Raw genomic sequence first — 15,946 nt, 5'->3', positions numbered from 1 at the left:
CATGCCGAAATTTGCAGCCAACCTGACCATGCTGTTCAACGAAGTGCCGTTCCTCGACCGCTTCGCGGCCGCAGCGGACGCGGGCTTCAACGCCGTCGAATTTCTCTTTCCGTATCCGTACGAGATCGCCGAGCTGGTCGAGCGTCTGCAGCAGAACCGTCTGAAGCTCGTGCTGCATAACCTGCCGGCCGGCAACTGGGAAGCGGGTGAACGCGGCATTGCCTGTCTGCCGCATCGTGTCGCCGAATTCCAGGAAGGCGTCGGCCGTGCAATCGAATACGCGAAGGCGCTGAATGTGCCGCAGTTGAATTGCCTCGTCGGCATTCCGACGGCAGGCATCGATGCCGACAAGGCGCGCGCCACGATCGTCGACAACCTGCGCTTCGCTGCAGGCGAACTGAAGAAAGAAGGCATTCGCCTCCTCGTCGAGCCGTGCAACTCGTACGACATTCCAGGCTTCGCGCTGAACCGCTCATCGGAAGGCCTCGACGTGATCCGCGCAACCGGCTCGGACAATCTCTTCCTGCAGTACGACATCTATCATATGCAGCGGATGGAAGGCGAACTCGCGGCGACCATCCGGAAAAACCTGGCATCGATCGCGCACATCCAGCTCGCCGATAACCCCGGCCGCAACGAACCGGGCACCGGCGAAATCAACTACCCGTTCCTGTTCGACCTGCTCGATTCGCTTGATTACGAAGGTTACGTCGGCTGCGAATACAAGCCGCGCACGACAACCACCGAGGGCCTCGGCTGGATCCAGCGAATCGCCGGCCAGACGCGCGGCGCGGCGCATGTAGCAGCCTGAGCGTTGCTGCGCAACCGACCAGCGAACGGTTGAAAATTCCTCGAACCCGCATCCCGGAGACATATCAATGGCAACAATCGGTTTCATCGGCCTCGGCATCATGGGCGCGCACATGGCTCGCAACCTTCTCAAGGGCGGTCACACGCTGATCGTCAACGGCGCCTATCCCGTACCGGACGATCTGCGCACGCAGACGACAGTCGTCGCGAGTTCGACCGCCGTCGCCCAGGCCGCCGATATCGTCATCTCCATGGTGCCGGACACGCCCGACGTCGCGAACGTGCTGTTCGCCGAAGACGGTGTTGCGAACGGCCTCTCGAAGGGCAAGCTCGTCATTGACATGAGCTCGATCTCCCCGCTCGAAACCCAGGACTTCGCCAGGAAGATCAATGCGCTGGGTTGCGACTATCTCGACGCACCGGTATCGGGCGGCGAAGTCGGCGCACGTGAAGCGACCCTGACCATCATGGTCGGCGGCCCGCAAAAGGCGTTCGATCTGGCGAGGCCCCTGTTCGACCTGATGGGCAAAAACATCTCGTTGATCGGCGACAACGGCGCCGGGCAGACCTGCAAGGTCGCCAACCAGATCATCGTGGCGCTGAACATCGAAGCCGTCGCCGAAGCGCTGCTGTTTGCAGCGCGCTCGGGTGCCGATCCGGAACGTGTGCGCCGCGCGCTGATGGGCGGCTTCGCGTCGTCACGCATCCTCGAAGTACACGGCGAGCGCATGACGAAGCGCACCTTCGATCCGGGCTTTCGCATCGAGCTTCACCAGAAGGATCTGAACCTCGCGCTCGATGGCGCGCGCAAGCTCGGTATCGCCCTGCCCCACACGGCGAGCGCGCAGCAGCTGTTCAGCGTGTGTGCGGCGAATGGCGGCAAGGCCTGGGATCATTCGGCCATGGTGCGCGCGCTGGAAATCATGGCGAACTTCGAGGTTGCACAGGCGCCGGGCAAGGAAGCGAAGGCTGCCTGAGATCAACGCCTGGTTGTTGCCTGTTGCGACCAGGCATCGGCAACAGGCGATCACGATCCGCAATCGATGCAGATAAACAGCGGACGCGACATTCGCGGTCGCTGGCAGGTGGGGCGCTTTGTCCGTTGCGCGGCACGCGTAGCGGCCAGGGCAAATCAAGCCGCTCTGGGCTGAGAGCGGCCAGTGGGGTCCGCAGCGGCACCCGGCGACGCCGGGGAAGCCTTGGTCGGTCAGACGTCGTCGTCGGGTGTCCGGCTGTCGGATTTCATGGTTTTGCCATGCCTTGACCTGGAGCGCTTTCGGCCGTGGCCGCCCGCAGGCATCAGTAAGTATCGAAGGCCCGCTGCAACGCGACCGAACCCGTCCCGCCTGCAGCAAGCGCGAGCATCAGCAGCACGCGCGCCTTGTAAGGATTCAGCGAATTGGCCGTGACAAAACCGAACGCATCGTCGGGCGCCGCGCCATTCCTCATCACATGCCCGGAGCCCACGCGCGACGAGCGCACCACGGCCACGCCCTGCGACACCGCATCCGCCAGCGCCTGCTGCATCGACGCGTGGATCGAACCGTTGCCCGTGCCCGCGACGACGATGCCCCGCACGCCGGCGGCCACCAGCGCGTCGACGGCGACGCGTGAAGCACCCGCATAACTCGCCACGATCTCGACATCCGGCCATGTCGCGCCGATCACGAATTCCGTCGCGGCCGTATGCGGCCTTACGACGCTGCGCTGGAACTCGACACGCCCATCCTGCACCCAGCCCAGCGCGCCGACTTCCGGCGACTGGAACGCATCGACCGCGAAGGTGCTCGTCTTGACGACGTCGCGCGCGCTATGGATCCGGTTGTTGAATGCAACGAGCACCCCCTGCCCGTGCGCAGCCGGACTCGCCGCGACCGTCACGGCATTCACGAGATTCAGCGGACCGTCGGCCGACAGCGCGGAGGCCGGCCGCATCGCAGCGGTCAGCACTACCGGCTTCGCACTCTTTACCGTGAGATGCAGCAGCCAGGCCGTTTCCTCCAGCGTATCGGTGCCATGCGTGATCACCACGCCATCGATGTCGTCGGTTGAAAGCAGCGCATTCACGCGTTGCGCGAGCGTCGTCCACAGCGCGAGGGCCATGTCCTTGCTGTCGATACTCGCGACCTGTTCCGCGTGGATCTGCGCGATTGTCGACAATGCCGGCACCGCCGCCAGCAACTGGTCGACGCCGACCACGCCGGCCTGGTAGCCCGCAGTGTTGGTGACATCGGCTGCAGAGCCCGCGATGGTGCCGCCCGTGGCAAGCACGGCGATGCGCGGCAGCGCGCCCTGCGGCGCGGAAGAAGAAGTAGAAGTATTCATGGCGGCGATTGTAAGCGATGCGCCGCCATGTTTCGATACGCGTGCACCCGATGCGGCAGACGGTGCATCGCGCACCGTTACCCGACTTCAGGCTGCTTCGCGCAACTGCGCAGCGATGTCCGCTTCGTTCAGTTGCGGCGCGAACATCTCGAGCAGCCGGTAAGCGTAGGCGCGCAGGAATGCGCCCTTGCGCAAACCGACGCGCGTCGTGCTCGCTTCGAACAGATGCTGCGTGTCGAGCGCGACGAGTTCGGTGTCGCGCTTCGGGTCGTAAGCCATGGCCGCGACCACGCCGATCCCCATGCCGAGTTCGACGTAGGTCTTGATCACGTCGGCGTCGATGGCGGTCAGCACCACGTCGGGCAAGGCGCCCGCTTTCGCGAACGCCTGGTCGATATGCGAGCGGCCCGTGAAGTCCTGGTCGTACGTGACGATCGGATATTCGGCAATCTCATCGAGCGTGAGGTTGGGCCGGCCCACCAGCGGGTGATCCTTCGGCACCACCACCACGTGATGCCACGAATAGCAGGGGAACGTAACGATGTCGGGATAGCGGTCGAGCGCCTCGGTCGAGATGCCGATGTCCGCCTCGCCATTGATGATCATCTGCGCGATCTGCTGGGGACTGCCCTGACGCAGCGCGAGATGCACCTTCGGGAACACCTCGGTGAACTGGCGGATCACCTTGGGGAGCGCGTAGCGCGCCTGGGTGTGGGTCGTAGCGACCACGAGGTGGCCGCTGTCCTGGTCGGCGTACTGACGGGCGACGCGGCGCAGGTTTTCCGCATCGAGCAGCATCCGCTCGATCAACTGATGCACCGCCTTGCCAGGCTCGGTCAAACCCGTCAGCCGCTTGCCGCGACGAATGAAGATATCGACGCCGAGTTCGTCCTCGAGGTCCTTGATCTGTTTCGACACGCCCGACTGCGACGTGTACAGCACGTTCGCCACTTCGGTCAGGTTCATGTTCTGGCGCACGGCTTCACGCACAAAACGCAGTTGCTGAAAGTTCATCTGTATGTCTCCGGTTCAGCCGAAGTTAGATTATGAAACGGTCAATGCGCCGGAAACACGCGCAACGCCCGCGGCACGGCGGTCACGCCGTCACCGACCGCAAGACGCAGATCGCGCCATGCTTCGCGATCGAGTTCGGCTTCGAGGACGGTGCCTTCGCGGCCCTCGAGTTCGACCCGCACCGAGCCGCCCAGCGTCACCACGCGCCGCACGCCGACGACTATGCCATCGCGATGGCTGTCGGCCTGCGGATACAGCTGCAGATCGTGCGGCCGCACGTACGCAAACGCCGGGCCTTCGAAGCGCGCTTCGATCGAAATCGGCAGCATCGCGCCGTCCACCACGAAACCGCTGCGATCGACGTTGCCATGCAGGCGGTTGGCCGCACCAAGGAATTCATAGACGAACGACGTCTGCGGATGGTCGTACACATCCTGCGGACTGCCGACCTGCTCCACATGTCCGCGATTCAGCACGACGATACGGTCGGCGACTTCCAGCGCTTCTTCCTGGTCATGCGTGACGAAGATCGTCGAGATATGCAGGTCGTCGTGCAGACGCCGCAGCCAGCTGCGCAGTTCCTTGCGGACTTTCGCATCGAGCGCGCCGAACGGTTCGTCGAGCAGCAACACCTTCGGCTCGACGGCAAGCGCACGGGCCAGCGCGATGCGTTGCCGCTGGCCGCCCGACAGCTCCGACGGAAAGCGTTGCGCGAGCCAGTCGAGCTGCACGAGCTTCAGCAGTTCATGCACCTTCTCGCGGATCACCGCTTCCGACGGCCGCTCCCTGCGCGGCTTCACACGCAGACCGAACGCGACATTCTCGAACACCGTCATATGACGGAACAGCGCGTAATGCTGGAACACGAAGCCCACCTGCCGCTCACGCGCGCCCACTTCGGCGACGTCCTGGCCCTGCAGCACGACCTGGCCGGCATCCGCATGTTCGAGGCCCGCGATCACGCGCAGGAGGGTCGTCTTGCCGCACCCTGAAGGCCCGAGCAGGGCGACGAGTTCGCCCGGCGGAAAGTCGAGCGAGACGTTATCGAGCGCGGTGAAATCGCCAAAACGCTTTTGCAGGTTACGAACGGTGATGCCCATGGACTGCTCTCCCTACTGAGCCGGCTGGCCAGCCGCCCGCGACGGCGTCTGCGGCTGGGTGACAGGACCGGCGTGCGCAGGAAGATCCCGCGCGCTGGCCAGCTCCGCCGACATGTGACGTTCCGCGAGCAGTTTGAGCGCCAGCGTGACAAGCGCGAGCAGCGCCAGCACGGAGGCCACCGCAAACGCCGCGGAAAAGTTGTATTCGTTGTAGAGAATCTCGACGTGCAGCGGCATCGTGTCGGTCTGGCCGCGAATATGCCCTGACACCACCGATACCGCGCCGAACTCGCCCATCGCGCGCGCATTGCAGAGAATCACGCCATATAGCAGACCCCACTTCACGTTGGGCAACGTGACGCGGCGGAAAATCTGCCAGCCCGACGCGCCGAGCACATGCGCGGCTTCTTCCTCGTCGTTGCCCTGCGCCTGCATCAGCGGAATCAGCTCGCGCGCGACGAACGGGAACGTGACGAAGACGGTCGCGAGCACGATGCCCGGCACCGCGAAGATGATCTGCACGTTGTGCGCTTCGAGCCACGGCCCGAACCAGCCCTGCGCGCCGAACATCAGCACATAGATCAGGCCCGAGATGACGGGCGACACCGAAAATGGCAGGTCGATCAAGGTCGTCAGCAGCGCCTTGCCGCGGAATTCGAACTTCGCGATACACCACGACGCGGCAAGCCCGAACACGAGATTCAGCGGCACGGCGATCGCCGCGGTGATCAGCGTGAGCCGGATGGCCGACAGCGCGTCGGGATCGGCGAGCGATGCGAAATAGAAGCCGACGCCCTTGCTGAAGGCCTGATAGAACACCGCGGCAAGCGGCACGACGAGAAACAGCGCCAGGAACAGCAGCGCGATGCCGGTCAGAAGCCAGCGCACCGCGCGCGGCTCCGTCACGGGGTCGGGACGACGAAGCGCCGCAGCCCGGTTGTGCGGGGTCGAAGCAAGCGTGGCAGGCGTGCGGCTCATTGCGCGGCTCCGCTCACCGCGACGGCATTCGCGCTGCCGGTGCCCGTCGCCGGCGGCACCGCTCCGGATGCGCCACGGCTCGTACGCCGCTGCAGATACCACTGCAGCGTGTTGATCAGGAGCAGCATCAGGAACGACACGACCAGCATGACCACGGCCAGCGCCGTGGCGCCCGCGTAGTCATACTGTTCGAGCTTCGTGATGATGAGCAGCGAGGTGATTTCGGACTTCATCGGCACGTTCCCGGCAATGAAGATCACCGACCCGTATTCGCCGAGCGCGCGGGCGAAGGCCAGTGCGAATCCGGTCAGGAGCGCCGGCAGCACGGACGGCAGCACGACGCGCCGGAACGTCAGCCAGCGCGACGCGCCGAGGCACGCGGCGGCCTCTTCCTGCTCGCGCTCGAAGTCTTCGAGCACCGGCTGCACGGTGCGCACGACGAACGGCAGACCGATAAACGTCAGCGCCACCAGCACACCTAAAGGGGTGAACGCGATCTTGATGCCGAGCGGCACGAGAAACTGTCCAAGCCAGCCGTTGCTGGAGTAGACCGCGGCGAGCGAAATGCCCGCGACCGAGGTCGGCAGCGCGAACGGCAGATCGACGACCGCATCGACGATCCGCTTGAACGGAAACGTATAGCGCACCAGCACCCATGCGACCAGAAAGCCGAATACTGCGTTGATCAACGCGCCGCCGAGTGCGGCAAGGAAGGTCAGCCGGTACGACGCGAGCACCCGCGGCGACGCGACGGCGCGCACGAACTGCTCCCAGTCGAGGGTGGCGGTCTTCAGGAAGGTCGCCGCCAGCGGGATCAGCACCACGAGGCTCAGATACGCCACCGTGATGCCGAGTGTCAGGCCGAAGCCGGGTAACGCGCCCGGCTTGCGGAAGGTCAACGTCGTCATGCTGAATGCCCTTGTTACTCGATCACTGCGGCTGATAGATCGAATCGAAGATGCCGCCATCTGCGAAGTGCGTCTTCTGCGCGTTCGCCCAGCCGCCGAAGCTGTCGTCCACCGTGTACAGCTTCAACTTCGGAAACTTCGACGTGAGCGCGGCCGGCACCTTGTTCGAACGCGGTCGGTAGAAGTTCTTCGCGGCGATCTCCTGACCTTCGTCGCTATAGAGGAAGTTCAGGTACGCCTCGGCGAGCCTGCGCGTGCCGTGTTTGTCGACCACCTTGTCCACCACGGCAACCGGCGGCTCGGCCAGGATGCTCGCCGAAGGCACGACGATCTCGAACCGGTCCGGTCCGAATTCCTTCAGCGACAGAAACGCCTCGTTTTCCCACGCGATCAGTACGTCGCCGATGTCGCGCTGCACGAAGCTGGTCGTGGCGCCGCGGGCACCCGAGTCGAGTACGCCTGCATTCCTGTAAAGCTTGCTGACGAATTCCTTCGCCTTCTGGTCGTTGCCGCCCGGCAGATGCGCGGCGTAGGCCCACGCGGCCAGGTAGTTCCAGCGGGCGCCGCCGGAAGTTTTCGGGTTCGGCGTCACGATCGATACGCCCGGCTTGATCAGGTCGTCCCAGTCCTTGATGTGCTTCGGGTTGCCCTTGCGCACGAGAAACACAATGGTCGACGTGTACGGCGATGCGTTATCCGGCAGACGTTTCTGCCAGCCCTTGTCGATGAGACCCTTGCCGGCGAGCGCGTCGATGTCGTAAGCGAGCGCGAGCGTCACGACGTCCGCCTGCAGACCGTCTAGCACCGAGCGCGCCTGCGCGCCCGAGCCGCCGTGCGACTGCCTGAAGGTGACCGATTCACCGGTCTTTGCCTTCCACTCCTTGCCAAACGCCTGATTGACATCCTGATACAGCTCGCGCGTCGGGTCGTACGACACATTGAGGAGCGTTCCATCCGCCGCCTGGGCGTGGCCGGCGAAACCCGCCGCCGCCGAGATACCCAGCGCAAGTGCCGTTACGACTTTGCGCGTCCTGCCTGCCAGCCCCGAATATCCGACCATCCGCTTTCTCCGTGTTCTTTGTGTTGATGCAGCGTTGGTTTGCATCGATTGCGGGCCAGTCTATCGAACGGCTTTCATCATTAAAAATAATTGTTCTTCATTTTTTAATACGAAAAAGTGCTAATGACAGACGGGCGCGGCGTTCCAGCACGAAAACGTCTGTGACGACGTCCGAAACCGGCGTTACAACGACACCGCCGGAGCCGAACCTAAAGTAAAGCTTGAAATGCGTCGGATACTGTATAAAAATACAGTCACCTGTCTATCCATACAGTGGCGCCATGACCAAACTCACCGCACGACAGCAGCAGGTTTTCGATCTGATTCGCCGGGCCATCGAGCGCACGGGCTTTCCGCCCACCCGCGCGGAAATTGCCGCCGAACTCGGTTTCAGCTCGGCCAACTCGGCGGAAGAGCATCTGCGCGCACTGGCGCGCAAGGGCGTGATCGAACTGGCCGCGGGCGCTTCGCGCGGCATCAGGCTGCTGTCCGGCTCGGACGACAGCCCCTATCAGTTCACACTTCCGCACTCGAGCATCATGCAGCTGTCGCTGCCGCTGATCGGCCGGGTGGCGGCCGGCAGCCCGATCCTGGCTCAGGAGCACATCTCGCAGCACTACGCGTGCGACCCGGCGCTCTTCTCGAGCAAACCGGATTACCTGCTGAAAGTACGTGGGCTGTCGATGCGGGACGCGGGCATCTTCGACGGCGATCTGCTGGCCGTTCAAAAGAAGAGCGAAGCGAAAGACGGCCAGATCATCGTCGCGCGGCTCGGCGACGATGTCACGGTGAAGCGGCTGAAGCGCCGGCCAGACGGCATCGAGCTGATCGCCGAGAACCCGGACTACGAAAACATCTTTGTACAGGCCGGCAGCGCCGAATTTGCGCTCGAAGGCATTGCGGTTGGGCTGATTCGCCCGACCGAATTCTGAATCTCGCCAGGAGAGTCTCATGGAACGCCTTGCCCGCCTGATCCCGTTTCGCCAGTTCGGCCGTCTGCGTCATCTGCGCAACATCGTCCCATGCGCACCGCTCGAGGCAATTCCCACGCCGTCGCTCTTCGGGCGCGACGCGACAGCCGAGGCGTCCAGTGCTTCGCGCCTGCCGTCCGCCCTGCCGGCCTTCGCGCGGGTATCGCTGAATTCCGGACTTAACGCGGAACCCGCAAGGCGTGCACCGGTGCGCGTCTATCACGGACCGTCGCGGCTCATCATGGTGGGTACAGTGGATGCGGTCTGCCGCATGATCGACCGCTGCATCGCCGAAGAGCGGGCCGGCGTGCAAGGCGCACTGTTCGAGTGATAGGCGCTGTTCCGATGACCCACGGGCCGGAGGCGATTGCGCCGCAGATACGCTGCGACTGCGTCGTGGCCCGGCCCGACTTGCGGCTCAGGGGATCGTTTCCACATGGTTGCGGTCAACGTTAGATCACATCTGACAGAGGCCCACCCCCCATGGCTGTTTCAGCACCTCCAAAGAAGAAGCACCGTCCTTTTCGGTCGCTGGCGATTGCGGCCCTTGTGGTCGTGGTTGTGGCAGCGCTCATATACGGCTACGCCTCGCCCTATATCGCGCTCAACCGTCTCAAGCGCGCGGCCGACGCGCGCGATGCGGAAACGGTCAACGAATATGTCGACTTCCCGGCGCTGCGCGACAGTCTGAAACAACAGGTGACTGGCTTGCTCGTGCGGCGTCTCGACGGGCAGCACAACGGGAATCCGTTGGCCGCCATCGGCGCAATGATAGGCGTGGCCTTGATCGGTCCGCTGGTGGATGCCTATGCAACGCCGGATGGCGTCGCGGCACTGTTGAACGGCATGCCGCCGCGCGGCGAGCCCGGCGAGCGACCACCGGAGCCGCCATCGGCGGCATCGAATGAACCGTCCGGATCGGCAGGCTCAGCAGGAACGGCGGGAGCAACGCAAGCGCCCTCGCCTGCGCCACCCGCTGCACCGTCGTCTTCAGAGCAGCCGACCCCGCCGCAACCCCCGCAGACCACGGCGGGTTATCGCGGGATCAACGAGTTCGTCGTTACGTATCAGCACGGTGTCGGCGATACGCATTATTCGGCCATCCTGCGCCGCGACGGTCTGTTTTCATGGAAGCTGTCAGCCATTGATCTGAATGGCTGACGTAATACGTGCCTGATGTCACGCAGCGTGACGTCAGGCGGCTGTAGTCGTGGAGGCCGCAGCGGCAGCCTCCTGCTTCTGTTCGGCGGCTGAGGAACAGGCCACCAGAATGCTGCAGGAGACCCGGTCGAGAAGCGGCGTATTGCCCGCACCCATCCACCATCGCGAGAGTCCCGTCCGGCAACGATGGCCCACCACCACGAGGTCCACTTGCAGTTCGTTCGCGAGATTGGCGATTTCGTCGATCGGATGACCAAACGCAAAGTGGCCATGAGCCTGTACGCCGCGCTCGGTCAACCAGTTCACGCCTTCCTGAAGAATTTCGCGGGCCGTTTCTTCGAAACGACCGCATGCGACATCGGTCAGCAGGCCCGCGCTTTGTGCGATGCTCGATCTCATGTCGACCACGGACAGCAGATGCGTTTCCGCTTTCAGGTCCAGTGCGAGATCCGCACCGCAGCGCAGCGCCTTGCGGCCTTCGCGCGAGCCGTCGTAGCACAGCAGGATTTTTTTGTAGCTCGCCATGATCCTCTCCCCACCGCCCGATGCGGCTTCGCTTCAATCATGGTGCGCCGCAATTCCGCTTGCAAGGGATGGAAAACGCTTAGTGCGTCTCTACCGCGTTTGAGGGCATGCCGCAGCGCAAGAAACACCCGCCAGGCATCAGGGCGCCGCAAACGCAACGCAGCCAATGCCCCTAGAATGGGCAGCCTGGCCGGTTATTACGGCACACCTCATGCAGTGACTCATCCATGTCCGCAGCCGCGATTGAATTCGAGAACGTAGAGAAGCGTTATGGCGAGAAGACTGTCGTTGACGGCCTTTCGTTCCACGTCCGCGCCGGTGAATGTTTCGGTCTGCTGGGGCCAAACGGCGCCGGCAAGACGACGACACTGCGTATGTTGCTTGGCATCGCTGCACCAGATGCGGGCACGATCAGGCTCTGCGGCGAGTCGATTCCGCTGCGGGCACGTTATGCCCGGGCGCGGGTCGGTGTCGTGCCACAGTTCGACAATCTCGATCCAGACTTCACCGTTCGCGAAAATCTGCTCGTGTTTGGCCGCTATTTCGGCTTGAGCGCCGCTCAAACGCGCGACAGGGTGCCGGCTCTGCTCGAATTCGCGCGCCTCGAAAGCAAGGCGGACGCGCGCGTCGGCGAACTGTCGGGTGGGATGAAACGACGTCTGACGCTCGCGCGGGCGCTCGTCAACGATCCCGACGTGCTGATCATGGACGAGCCCACCACCGGTCTCGACCCGCAGGTCCGGCATCTGATCTGGGAGCGTCTGCGCTCGCTGCTCGCGCGCGGCAAGACGATCCTGCTCACCACGCATTTCATGGAAGAAGCCGAGCGGCTGTGTCACCGGCTTTGCATCATCGAGGAAGGGCGCAAGATTGTGGAAGGTGCACCAAATCAGTTGATCGCGTCGGAGATCGGTTGCGATGTGATCGAAATCTACGGACCCGATCCCGTCGCCCTGCGTGACGAACTGGCGCCGCTCGCCGTGCGCACCGAGATCAGCGGAGAGACGCTGTTCTGCTATGTCGAGGATCCGCAGCCTGTCCACACGAAGCTCAAACAACGCTCGGATCTGCGGTATCTGCACCGGCCGGCCAATCTCGAGGACGTTTTTCTGCGGCTCACGGGCCGCGAGATGCAGGACTGAGCCTGCGCGATGCAGCCGACTCATTCAACGAGTGGCGCCCCTTCTGACCACCCGCCTCCGACAGACAGGAGATTCACCCGACCCTATGGACGCACGCAGCTACGATACCCCCGGCAAATCCTCCCGGCTGCATGAAGGCTTTGCCGCCCTGCCGGCCAATCCGGTCAACTGGATTGCGGTCTGGCGCCGCAACTATCTGGTCTGGCGCAAGCTCGCGATTGCGTCGATGTTCGGCAATCTCGCCGATCCGATGATCTATCTGTTCGGTCTCGGTTTCGGACTGGGTCTGATGGTCGGCCACGTCGACGGTGTCTCGTACATCTCGTTTCTCGCGGCAGGCACGGTCGCGTCGAGCGTGATGATGTCGGCAAGTTTCGAGTCGATGTATTCGGGCTTTTCGCGGATGCACGTACAGCGCACATGGGAAGCCATCATGCACACGCCGCTCACGCTCGGCGATATCGTGCTGGGTGAGGTGATCTGGGCCGCCAGCAAAGCGACACTGTCCGGCGCGGCGATCATGCTGGTGGCGGGCGCGCTCGGTTACGCGAGTTTTCCTTCGATGCTGCTCGCACTGCCCGTCATTGTGCTGACCGGACTCGCGTTCGCCAGCGTCACGATGATCGTGACTGCCCTCGCGCCGTCCTACGACTTCTTCATGTTTTATCAGACGCTGGTGCTTACGCCGATGCTGCTGCTCTCAGGCGTGTTCTTTCCGGTCACGCAATTGCCTGCGGCCGCACAAACCATCACGCTGCTGTTGCCGCTCGCGCATGCGGTCGATCTGATGCGGCCCGCGATGCTCGGCAGGCCGGTTGAAGATGCCGCGTTGCACGTCGCCGTGCTGGCGACCTATGTGGTCGTGCCGTTTGTGATTTCGGCCGTGCTGTTCCGTCGCCGCCTGATGCGCTGAACCGGCGTGCGCGCCGCGCGGGCCGTCATGCCCACGTGGCGTGTGGGCAGTCCGTCAGTCTTCGTCGTCGGTCCACGGAATGTCGACGTCTGAAATGAACGCGACCGTTGCGAACGGGCCGCCGTCCTGACGTCCAATCTTGCCGTCTGCCCGTTGCCATTCGACGCGGAACACCGTGCCCGGATCATCCGCCACGAGGCGGATCGTGCGCACTTCGTCCGGGTCAGCCGCTTCCACCGGGCCGTCGAGCGAGATGAGCAACGTCTGCGGCCACAACCCGTCAGCCGGATCGTAAATGCGATCGCCGTCGGGGATCAGCGTGAACGCTTCCACGCCGATGGTCGCCGACGCATCGACAATCATCTTGCCCAGTGCGCGCAGCAACGCGGTTGCCCGCGCCGAGTTCGCCTGGCGGATAGCGAGGTCCCCGCGCGTCAGCGCCTGTTCAAGTTTCGGATTGGTTTTCTGTTGCGCCATTCTGTTTCCTGGATTCAATCGTTCTTTTCAGCGTGCGGTCGCGGAAAGCCCGCCGCCGATAGTGCAGTTGCCAATGAGGGTTGAAAGGTTGCGGCCGGTCATGGGTGGTTGCGTTCGCGGACTGAATCCTACCACTCGGGTGTGCTGCAATGCGGCAGCGCGGGCCGGGCACGGTGGATAGACCGCGCCCCCAGTTCCCCAGTGTAGGTCGCGTTTGGCGATTGAACACGTCAATTCCACCCGCGAGCGCATGAAAGCGCACCGATCTGGTGTGTCGCCTAAAAACCCAGTGCGATCGCCAGCAGACCGGCGACCACGCCGAACGCCACCACCGACACGGCCACGACCGACAGCACGCGGGGCCGGAACGAGCGCGCCAGCATCACGAGCGACGGCACGCTGATCGGCGGAAGCGTCATCAGAAGCGCGCCTGCCGGACCGACACCCATGCCGAGCGACAGCATCGCCTGAATGATCGGCACTTCACCGGCCGTCGGAATCACGAACAGCATCCCGGCCACCGCCAGCGCGACAATCCAGCCGATATGGTTGCCGATCTCCGGCCCCACATGCGGAAACAGCCACGCGCGCGCCGCACCGAGCAGCAGAATGAGGACGATGTATTCCGGAATGAGGCGCACCGCCATCCGGCCTAGAATCTGCAGCCAGCGGGCAAATGCATGGCCCGTCTGCTGTTCCGCGATGAGTTGCGCAAGCTGCGTATCGGCGGCTTCCGATTCCCTTGGGGTCACGAGGCGGTTCACCAGATAGCCCAGGCCGAACACCATCAGCACCCCGAGTACCAGCCGCAGTGCAGTCCAGTTCCAGCCGAGTACGAACCCCATGAACACGAGCGTCGCCGGATTGAGCACGGAGTTACCGAGCCAGAAGGCGATAGCGCCGCCCGGCGAGGCCTGCCTCGCGCGCAACCCGACCACCACCGGCGCGGCGCAGCAGGTGCACATCATGCCGGGAATCGCCAGCAGCCCGCCCGCCGCGACGCTGCCGAAGCCTGTCTTGCCGAGCAGCCTCGCCACCCAGTGCGCCGGCAGCAGCGCCTGCACGGCCGAGCCGAGCAGCAGGCCAAGCACCATCGCCTGCCAGATTGCCTTGCCGTAGGCCCACGCGTAATCGAGCGCCGCCGACAGCGACGGCTCAGGGGGACTTGCCGCGGTGCCCATCAGGATCGATTTCCCGATCGAGTGCGTCGATGCCGCAGTGAAAGCACGGTTGTAGTACGGGAACCATTTCACATAGAAAAGCCCGACGACGGCAATCAGCAGGAAAACCAGCCAGCCGTAAGTGGGTTGTGTTTGGCGCGTGGAGTTCATGGTTTTTTTTCTTGGATATCCTGAGTGACGAAAGAGGTGGAAGCCTGTCCGGATTGCGTCGCGCCCCTCACAGCGCGCGGTCCCTTAGGGGTAGGGGTTGCGCACGAAGAAGAAGGCGTCATCCATGCCGCTCCGCCCTCAGCGCATTGCGCGAGCAGCGCCCTCGCCTGTTCGACGCAGTCCGCCGCATTCGGCCGGAACGTGAACCGGAGCGCCTGCGCCAGACCACGGAAATGCTGACCACTGCTGCGCTGATACGCAGGATCGTAGTGGCGTTCGATCAATTCACCGGACAACTCGGCACGCGCCCCGGCGTCGATCAGCTGCTGCCAGTGCCTGACCTGCTCCTTGCTATGCAGTCCAATCAAACGGTCGAGTTGCTGCTGGAACTGCCGCGGGTCGTCGAACAGGTGCGCATAGTCCTGCAGCAGGAACGCAATGCGGTCTTCACGCGATGCGTCGATCTCGATGCACGCCCCGCGATGAAAGCGGTCGAGCAGCGCCAGCGGCAGCGTGATACGGCCGATGCGCGGGCTCTCCGATTCGACGAACACTGGCCGCCTGACATCGAGCCGGGACAATGCGTCGACGAGCGCCGTATCGAACGCTTTCTGCGACGGCTGCGCCTGGCCGGGCCACGCGCCGAGCAGCGAGCCGCGATGGCGCGCGAGTTCTTCCAGATCGAGCACCTGCGCGCCCGCCTGCCGCAGCGCCTGCAGGAGACGCGTCTTGCCGCTGCCGGTGGGACCGACGAGCACAATGTAATCGAATTGCCCCGGCAATGTGCCGAGCGTCTCCAGCACCGAGTGACGGTACGTCTTGTAGCCGCCGTCGAGTTGCCGCGCCTGCCAGCCGATCATGTTCAGCAACATGGCCATCGAGGCGGAACGCTTGCCGCCGCGCCAGCAATAGATCAGCGGACGCCAGTTGCGCGGCCGGTCGGCGAAGGTATGCTCGAGGTGCCAGGCGATGTTGCGCGCGACGATCGCCGCGCCGACGCGCGTCGCCTCGAACGGCGAAACCTGTTTGTACATCGTGCCGACGAGCACGCGCTCTTCGTTGCTGAGCACGGGGACATTGATCGCGCCAGGTATGTGGTCTTCGGTGAATTCGAGCGGCGTACGGACGTCGACGATCTCGTCGAACCGGGACAACTGGTCCAGAGGTACAAGCAGGTTTTTCAATTTGGCGACGCGTGATGGGCCTTCTCCGAACGAAACAACGAATCGAA

The 15,946-nt window shown here is 63.8% G+C and carries 16 protein-coding genes and 1 pseudogene; 7 read left to right on the top strand and 10 right to left on the bottom strand.

The annotated features are described in order from the left end of the window. Position 1 precedes the first annotated feature (1 nt). Positions 2-811, top strand: a complete 810-nt coding sequence (gene hyi, locus P3T23_RS08455; protein ID WP_429315717.1) for a hydroxypyruvate isomerase — start codon at positions 2-4, stop codon at positions 809-811. 49 nt (positions 812-860) lie between these two features. Beyond that, positions 861-1,787: pseudogene (locus tag P3T23_RS08450) on the top strand (2-hydroxy-3-oxopropionate reductase); the annotation flags it as partial. Between the two features lie 322 nt (positions 1,788-2,109). Here P3T23_RS08450 and P3T23_RS08445 read toward each other — a convergent pair. From P3T23_RS08445 to P3T23_RS08420, 6 genes are all read right to left on the bottom strand, one after another. After that, positions 2,110-3,135 (bottom strand): asparaginase, encoded by a 1,026-nt coding sequence (locus tag P3T23_RS08445; RefSeq protein WP_429315716.1) that lies wholly within the window; start codon positions 3,133-3,135, stop codon positions 2,110-2,112. An 87-nt stretch (positions 3,136-3,222) separates the two neighbouring features. Then, entirely contained in the window at positions 3,223-4,149 is a 927-nt protein-coding gene (locus P3T23_RS08440; RefSeq protein ID WP_429315715.1) for a CysB family HTH-type transcriptional regulator, read from the bottom strand. A gap of 41 nt (positions 4,150-4,190) precedes the next feature. Further along, on the bottom strand, positions 4,191-5,249 hold the full coding sequence (locus P3T23_RS08435; RefSeq protein WP_429315714.1) for a sulfate/molybdate ABC transporter ATP-binding protein: 1,059 nt from the start codon (positions 5,247-5,249) through the stop codon (positions 4,191-4,193). A gap of 12 nt (positions 5,250-5,261) precedes the next feature. Beyond that, entirely contained in the window at positions 5,262-6,227 is a 966-nt protein-coding gene (gene cysW, locus P3T23_RS08430; RefSeq protein WP_429315713.1) for a sulfate ABC transporter permease subunit CysW, read from the bottom strand. Further along, complete coding sequence (gene cysT / locus P3T23_RS08425) at positions 6,224-7,135, bottom strand: sulfate ABC transporter permease subunit CysT (RefSeq protein ID WP_429315712.1); 912 nt, start codon at positions 7,133-7,135, stop codon at positions 6,224-6,226. Before cysT ends, cysW begins: the two co-directional genes overlap by 4 nt. 22 nt (positions 7,136-7,157) lie before the next feature. Continuing rightward, positions 7,158-8,195 (bottom strand): sulfate ABC transporter substrate-binding protein, encoded by a 1,038-nt coding sequence (locus P3T23_RS08420; protein WP_429315711.1) that lies wholly within the window; start codon positions 8,193-8,195, stop codon positions 7,158-7,160. A gap of 281 nt (positions 8,196-8,476) precedes the next feature. Between P3T23_RS08420 and lexA the strand changes: the two genes are divergently transcribed. The 3 genes from lexA to P3T23_RS08405 all read left to right on the top strand — a co-directional run bounded on the left by lexA (position 8,477) and on the right by P3T23_RS08405 (position 10,327). After that, a complete protein-coding gene (gene lexA, locus P3T23_RS08415) occupies positions 8,477-9,127 on the top strand; it encodes a transcriptional repressor LexA (RefSeq protein WP_429315710.1) in 651 nt (216 codons plus the stop codon). Between the two features lie 19 nt (positions 9,128-9,146). After that, entirely contained in the window at positions 9,147-9,497 is a 351-nt protein-coding gene (locus P3T23_RS08410; RefSeq protein WP_429315709.1) for a hypothetical protein, read from the top strand. A gap of 152 nt (positions 9,498-9,649) precedes the next feature. Next, complete coding sequence (locus P3T23_RS08405; protein ID WP_429315708.1) at positions 9,650-10,327, top strand: DUF2939 domain-containing protein; 678 nt, start codon at positions 9,650-9,652, stop codon at positions 10,325-10,327. A gap of 33 nt (positions 10,328-10,360) precedes the next feature. On the opposite strand, the gene P3T23_RS08400 is transcribed toward P3T23_RS08405, so the two are convergent. Beyond that, positions 10,361-10,852, bottom strand: coding sequence for a universal stress protein (locus P3T23_RS08400; protein WP_133663436.1), 492 nt, complete (start codon positions 10,850-10,852; stop codon positions 10,361-10,363). 227 nt (positions 10,853-11,079) lie between these two features. Here P3T23_RS08400 and nodI point away from each other — a divergent pair, with 227 nt between their 5' ends. Then, positions 11,080-11,994 (top strand): nodulation factor ABC transporter ATP-binding protein NodI, encoded by a 915-nt coding sequence (nodI, locus tag P3T23_RS08395; protein WP_429315707.1) that lies wholly within the window; start codon positions 11,080-11,082, stop codon positions 11,992-11,994. 85 nt (positions 11,995-12,079) lie between these two features. Beyond that, positions 12,080-12,907 carry an ABC transporter permease gene (locus P3T23_RS08390; protein ID WP_429315706.1) on the top strand — a complete coding sequence of 276 codons (828 nt, stop codon included), beginning with the start codon at positions 12,080-12,082 and terminating at the stop codon, positions 12,905-12,907. 54 nt (positions 12,908-12,961) lie between these two features. Here the strand turns inward: P3T23_RS08390 and P3T23_RS08385 are convergent, their stop codons facing one another. From P3T23_RS08385 to mnmH, 3 genes are all read right to left on the bottom strand, one after another. Continuing rightward, positions 12,962-13,384 carry a hypothetical protein gene (locus tag P3T23_RS08385; RefSeq protein ID WP_133663439.1) on the bottom strand — a complete coding sequence of 141 codons (423 nt, stop codon included), beginning with the start codon at positions 13,382-13,384 and terminating at the stop codon, positions 12,962-12,964. Between the two features lie 278 nt (positions 13,385-13,662). Next, positions 13,663-14,715 carry a permease gene (locus tag P3T23_RS08380; protein ID WP_429315705.1) on the bottom strand — a complete coding sequence of 351 codons (1,053 nt, stop codon included), beginning with the start codon at positions 14,713-14,715 and terminating at the stop codon, positions 13,663-13,665. Then, positions 14,712-15,899, bottom strand: coding sequence for a tRNA 2-selenouridine(34) synthase MnmH (mnmH, locus tag P3T23_RS08375; RefSeq protein ID WP_429315704.1), 1,188 nt, complete (start codon positions 15,897-15,899; stop codon positions 14,712-14,714). The genes P3T23_RS08380 and mnmH overlap by 4 nt, the downstream gene beginning before the upstream one ends. Between the last annotated feature and the right edge of the window lie 47 nt (positions 15,900-15,946).

Origin of the sequence: Paraburkholderia sp. GAS448 (assembly GCF_050435685.1) — a bacterium.
Classification (GTDB): domain Bacteria; phylum Pseudomonadota; class Gammaproteobacteria; order Burkholderiales; family Burkholderiaceae; genus Paraburkholderia.
The sequence above is the reverse complement of the archived record's forward strand: the minus strand, read 5'-3'. Positions and strand labels throughout refer to the sequence as shown.

What these genes read in the sequence shown, in the direction of transcription:
- hyi (WP_429315717.1), top strand. Translation starts at nt 2, where the DNA reads ATGCCGAAATTTGCAGCCAACCTGACCATGCTGTTCAACGAAGTGCCG.
- P3T23_RS08445 (WP_429315716.1), bottom strand. Translation starts at nt 3,135, where the DNA reads ATGAATACTTCTACTTCTTCTTCCGCGCCGCAGGGCGCGCTGCCGCGC.
- P3T23_RS08440 (WP_429315715.1), bottom strand. Translation starts at nt 4,149, where the DNA reads ATGAACTTTCAGCAACTGCGTTTTGTGCGTGAAGCCGTGCGCCAGAAC.
- P3T23_RS08435 (WP_429315714.1), bottom strand. Translation starts at nt 5,249, where the DNA reads ATGGGCATCACCGTTCGTAACCTGCAAAAGCGTTTTGGCGATTTCACC.
- cysW (WP_429315713.1), bottom strand. Translation starts at nt 6,227, where the DNA reads ATGAGCCGCACGCCTGCCACGCTTGCTTCGACCCCGCACAACCGGGCT.
- cysT (WP_429315712.1), bottom strand. Translation starts at nt 7,135, where the DNA reads ATGACGACGTTGACCTTCCGCAAGCCGGGCGCGTTACCCGGCTTCGGC.
- P3T23_RS08420 (WP_429315711.1), bottom strand. Translation starts at nt 8,195, where the DNA reads ATGGTCGGATATTCGGGGCTGGCAGGCAGGACGCGCAAAGTCGTAACG.
- lexA (WP_429315710.1), top strand. Translation starts at nt 8,477, where the DNA reads ATGACCAAACTCACCGCACGACAGCAGCAGGTTTTCGATCTGATTCGC.
- P3T23_RS08410 (WP_429315709.1), top strand. Translation starts at nt 9,147, where the DNA reads ATGGAACGCCTTGCCCGCCTGATCCCGTTTCGCCAGTTCGGCCGTCTG.
- P3T23_RS08405 (WP_429315708.1), top strand. Translation starts at nt 9,650, where the DNA reads ATGGCTGTTTCAGCACCTCCAAAGAAGAAGCACCGTCCTTTTCGGTCG.
- P3T23_RS08400 (WP_133663436.1), bottom strand. Translation starts at nt 10,852, where the DNA reads ATGGCGAGCTACAAAAAAATCCTGCTGTGCTACGACGGCTCGCGCGAA.
- nodI (WP_429315707.1), top strand. Translation starts at nt 11,080, where the DNA reads ATGTCCGCAGCCGCGATTGAATTCGAGAACGTAGAGAAGCGTTATGGC.
- P3T23_RS08390 (WP_429315706.1), top strand. Translation starts at nt 12,080, where the DNA reads ATGGACGCACGCAGCTACGATACCCCCGGCAAATCCTCCCGGCTGCAT.
- P3T23_RS08385 (WP_133663439.1), bottom strand. Translation starts at nt 13,384, where the DNA reads ATGGCGCAACAGAAAACCAATCCGAAACTTGAACAGGCGCTGACGCGC.
- P3T23_RS08380 (WP_429315705.1), bottom strand. Translation starts at nt 14,715, where the DNA reads ATGAACTCCACGCGCCAAACACAACCCACTTACGGCTGGCTGGTTTTC.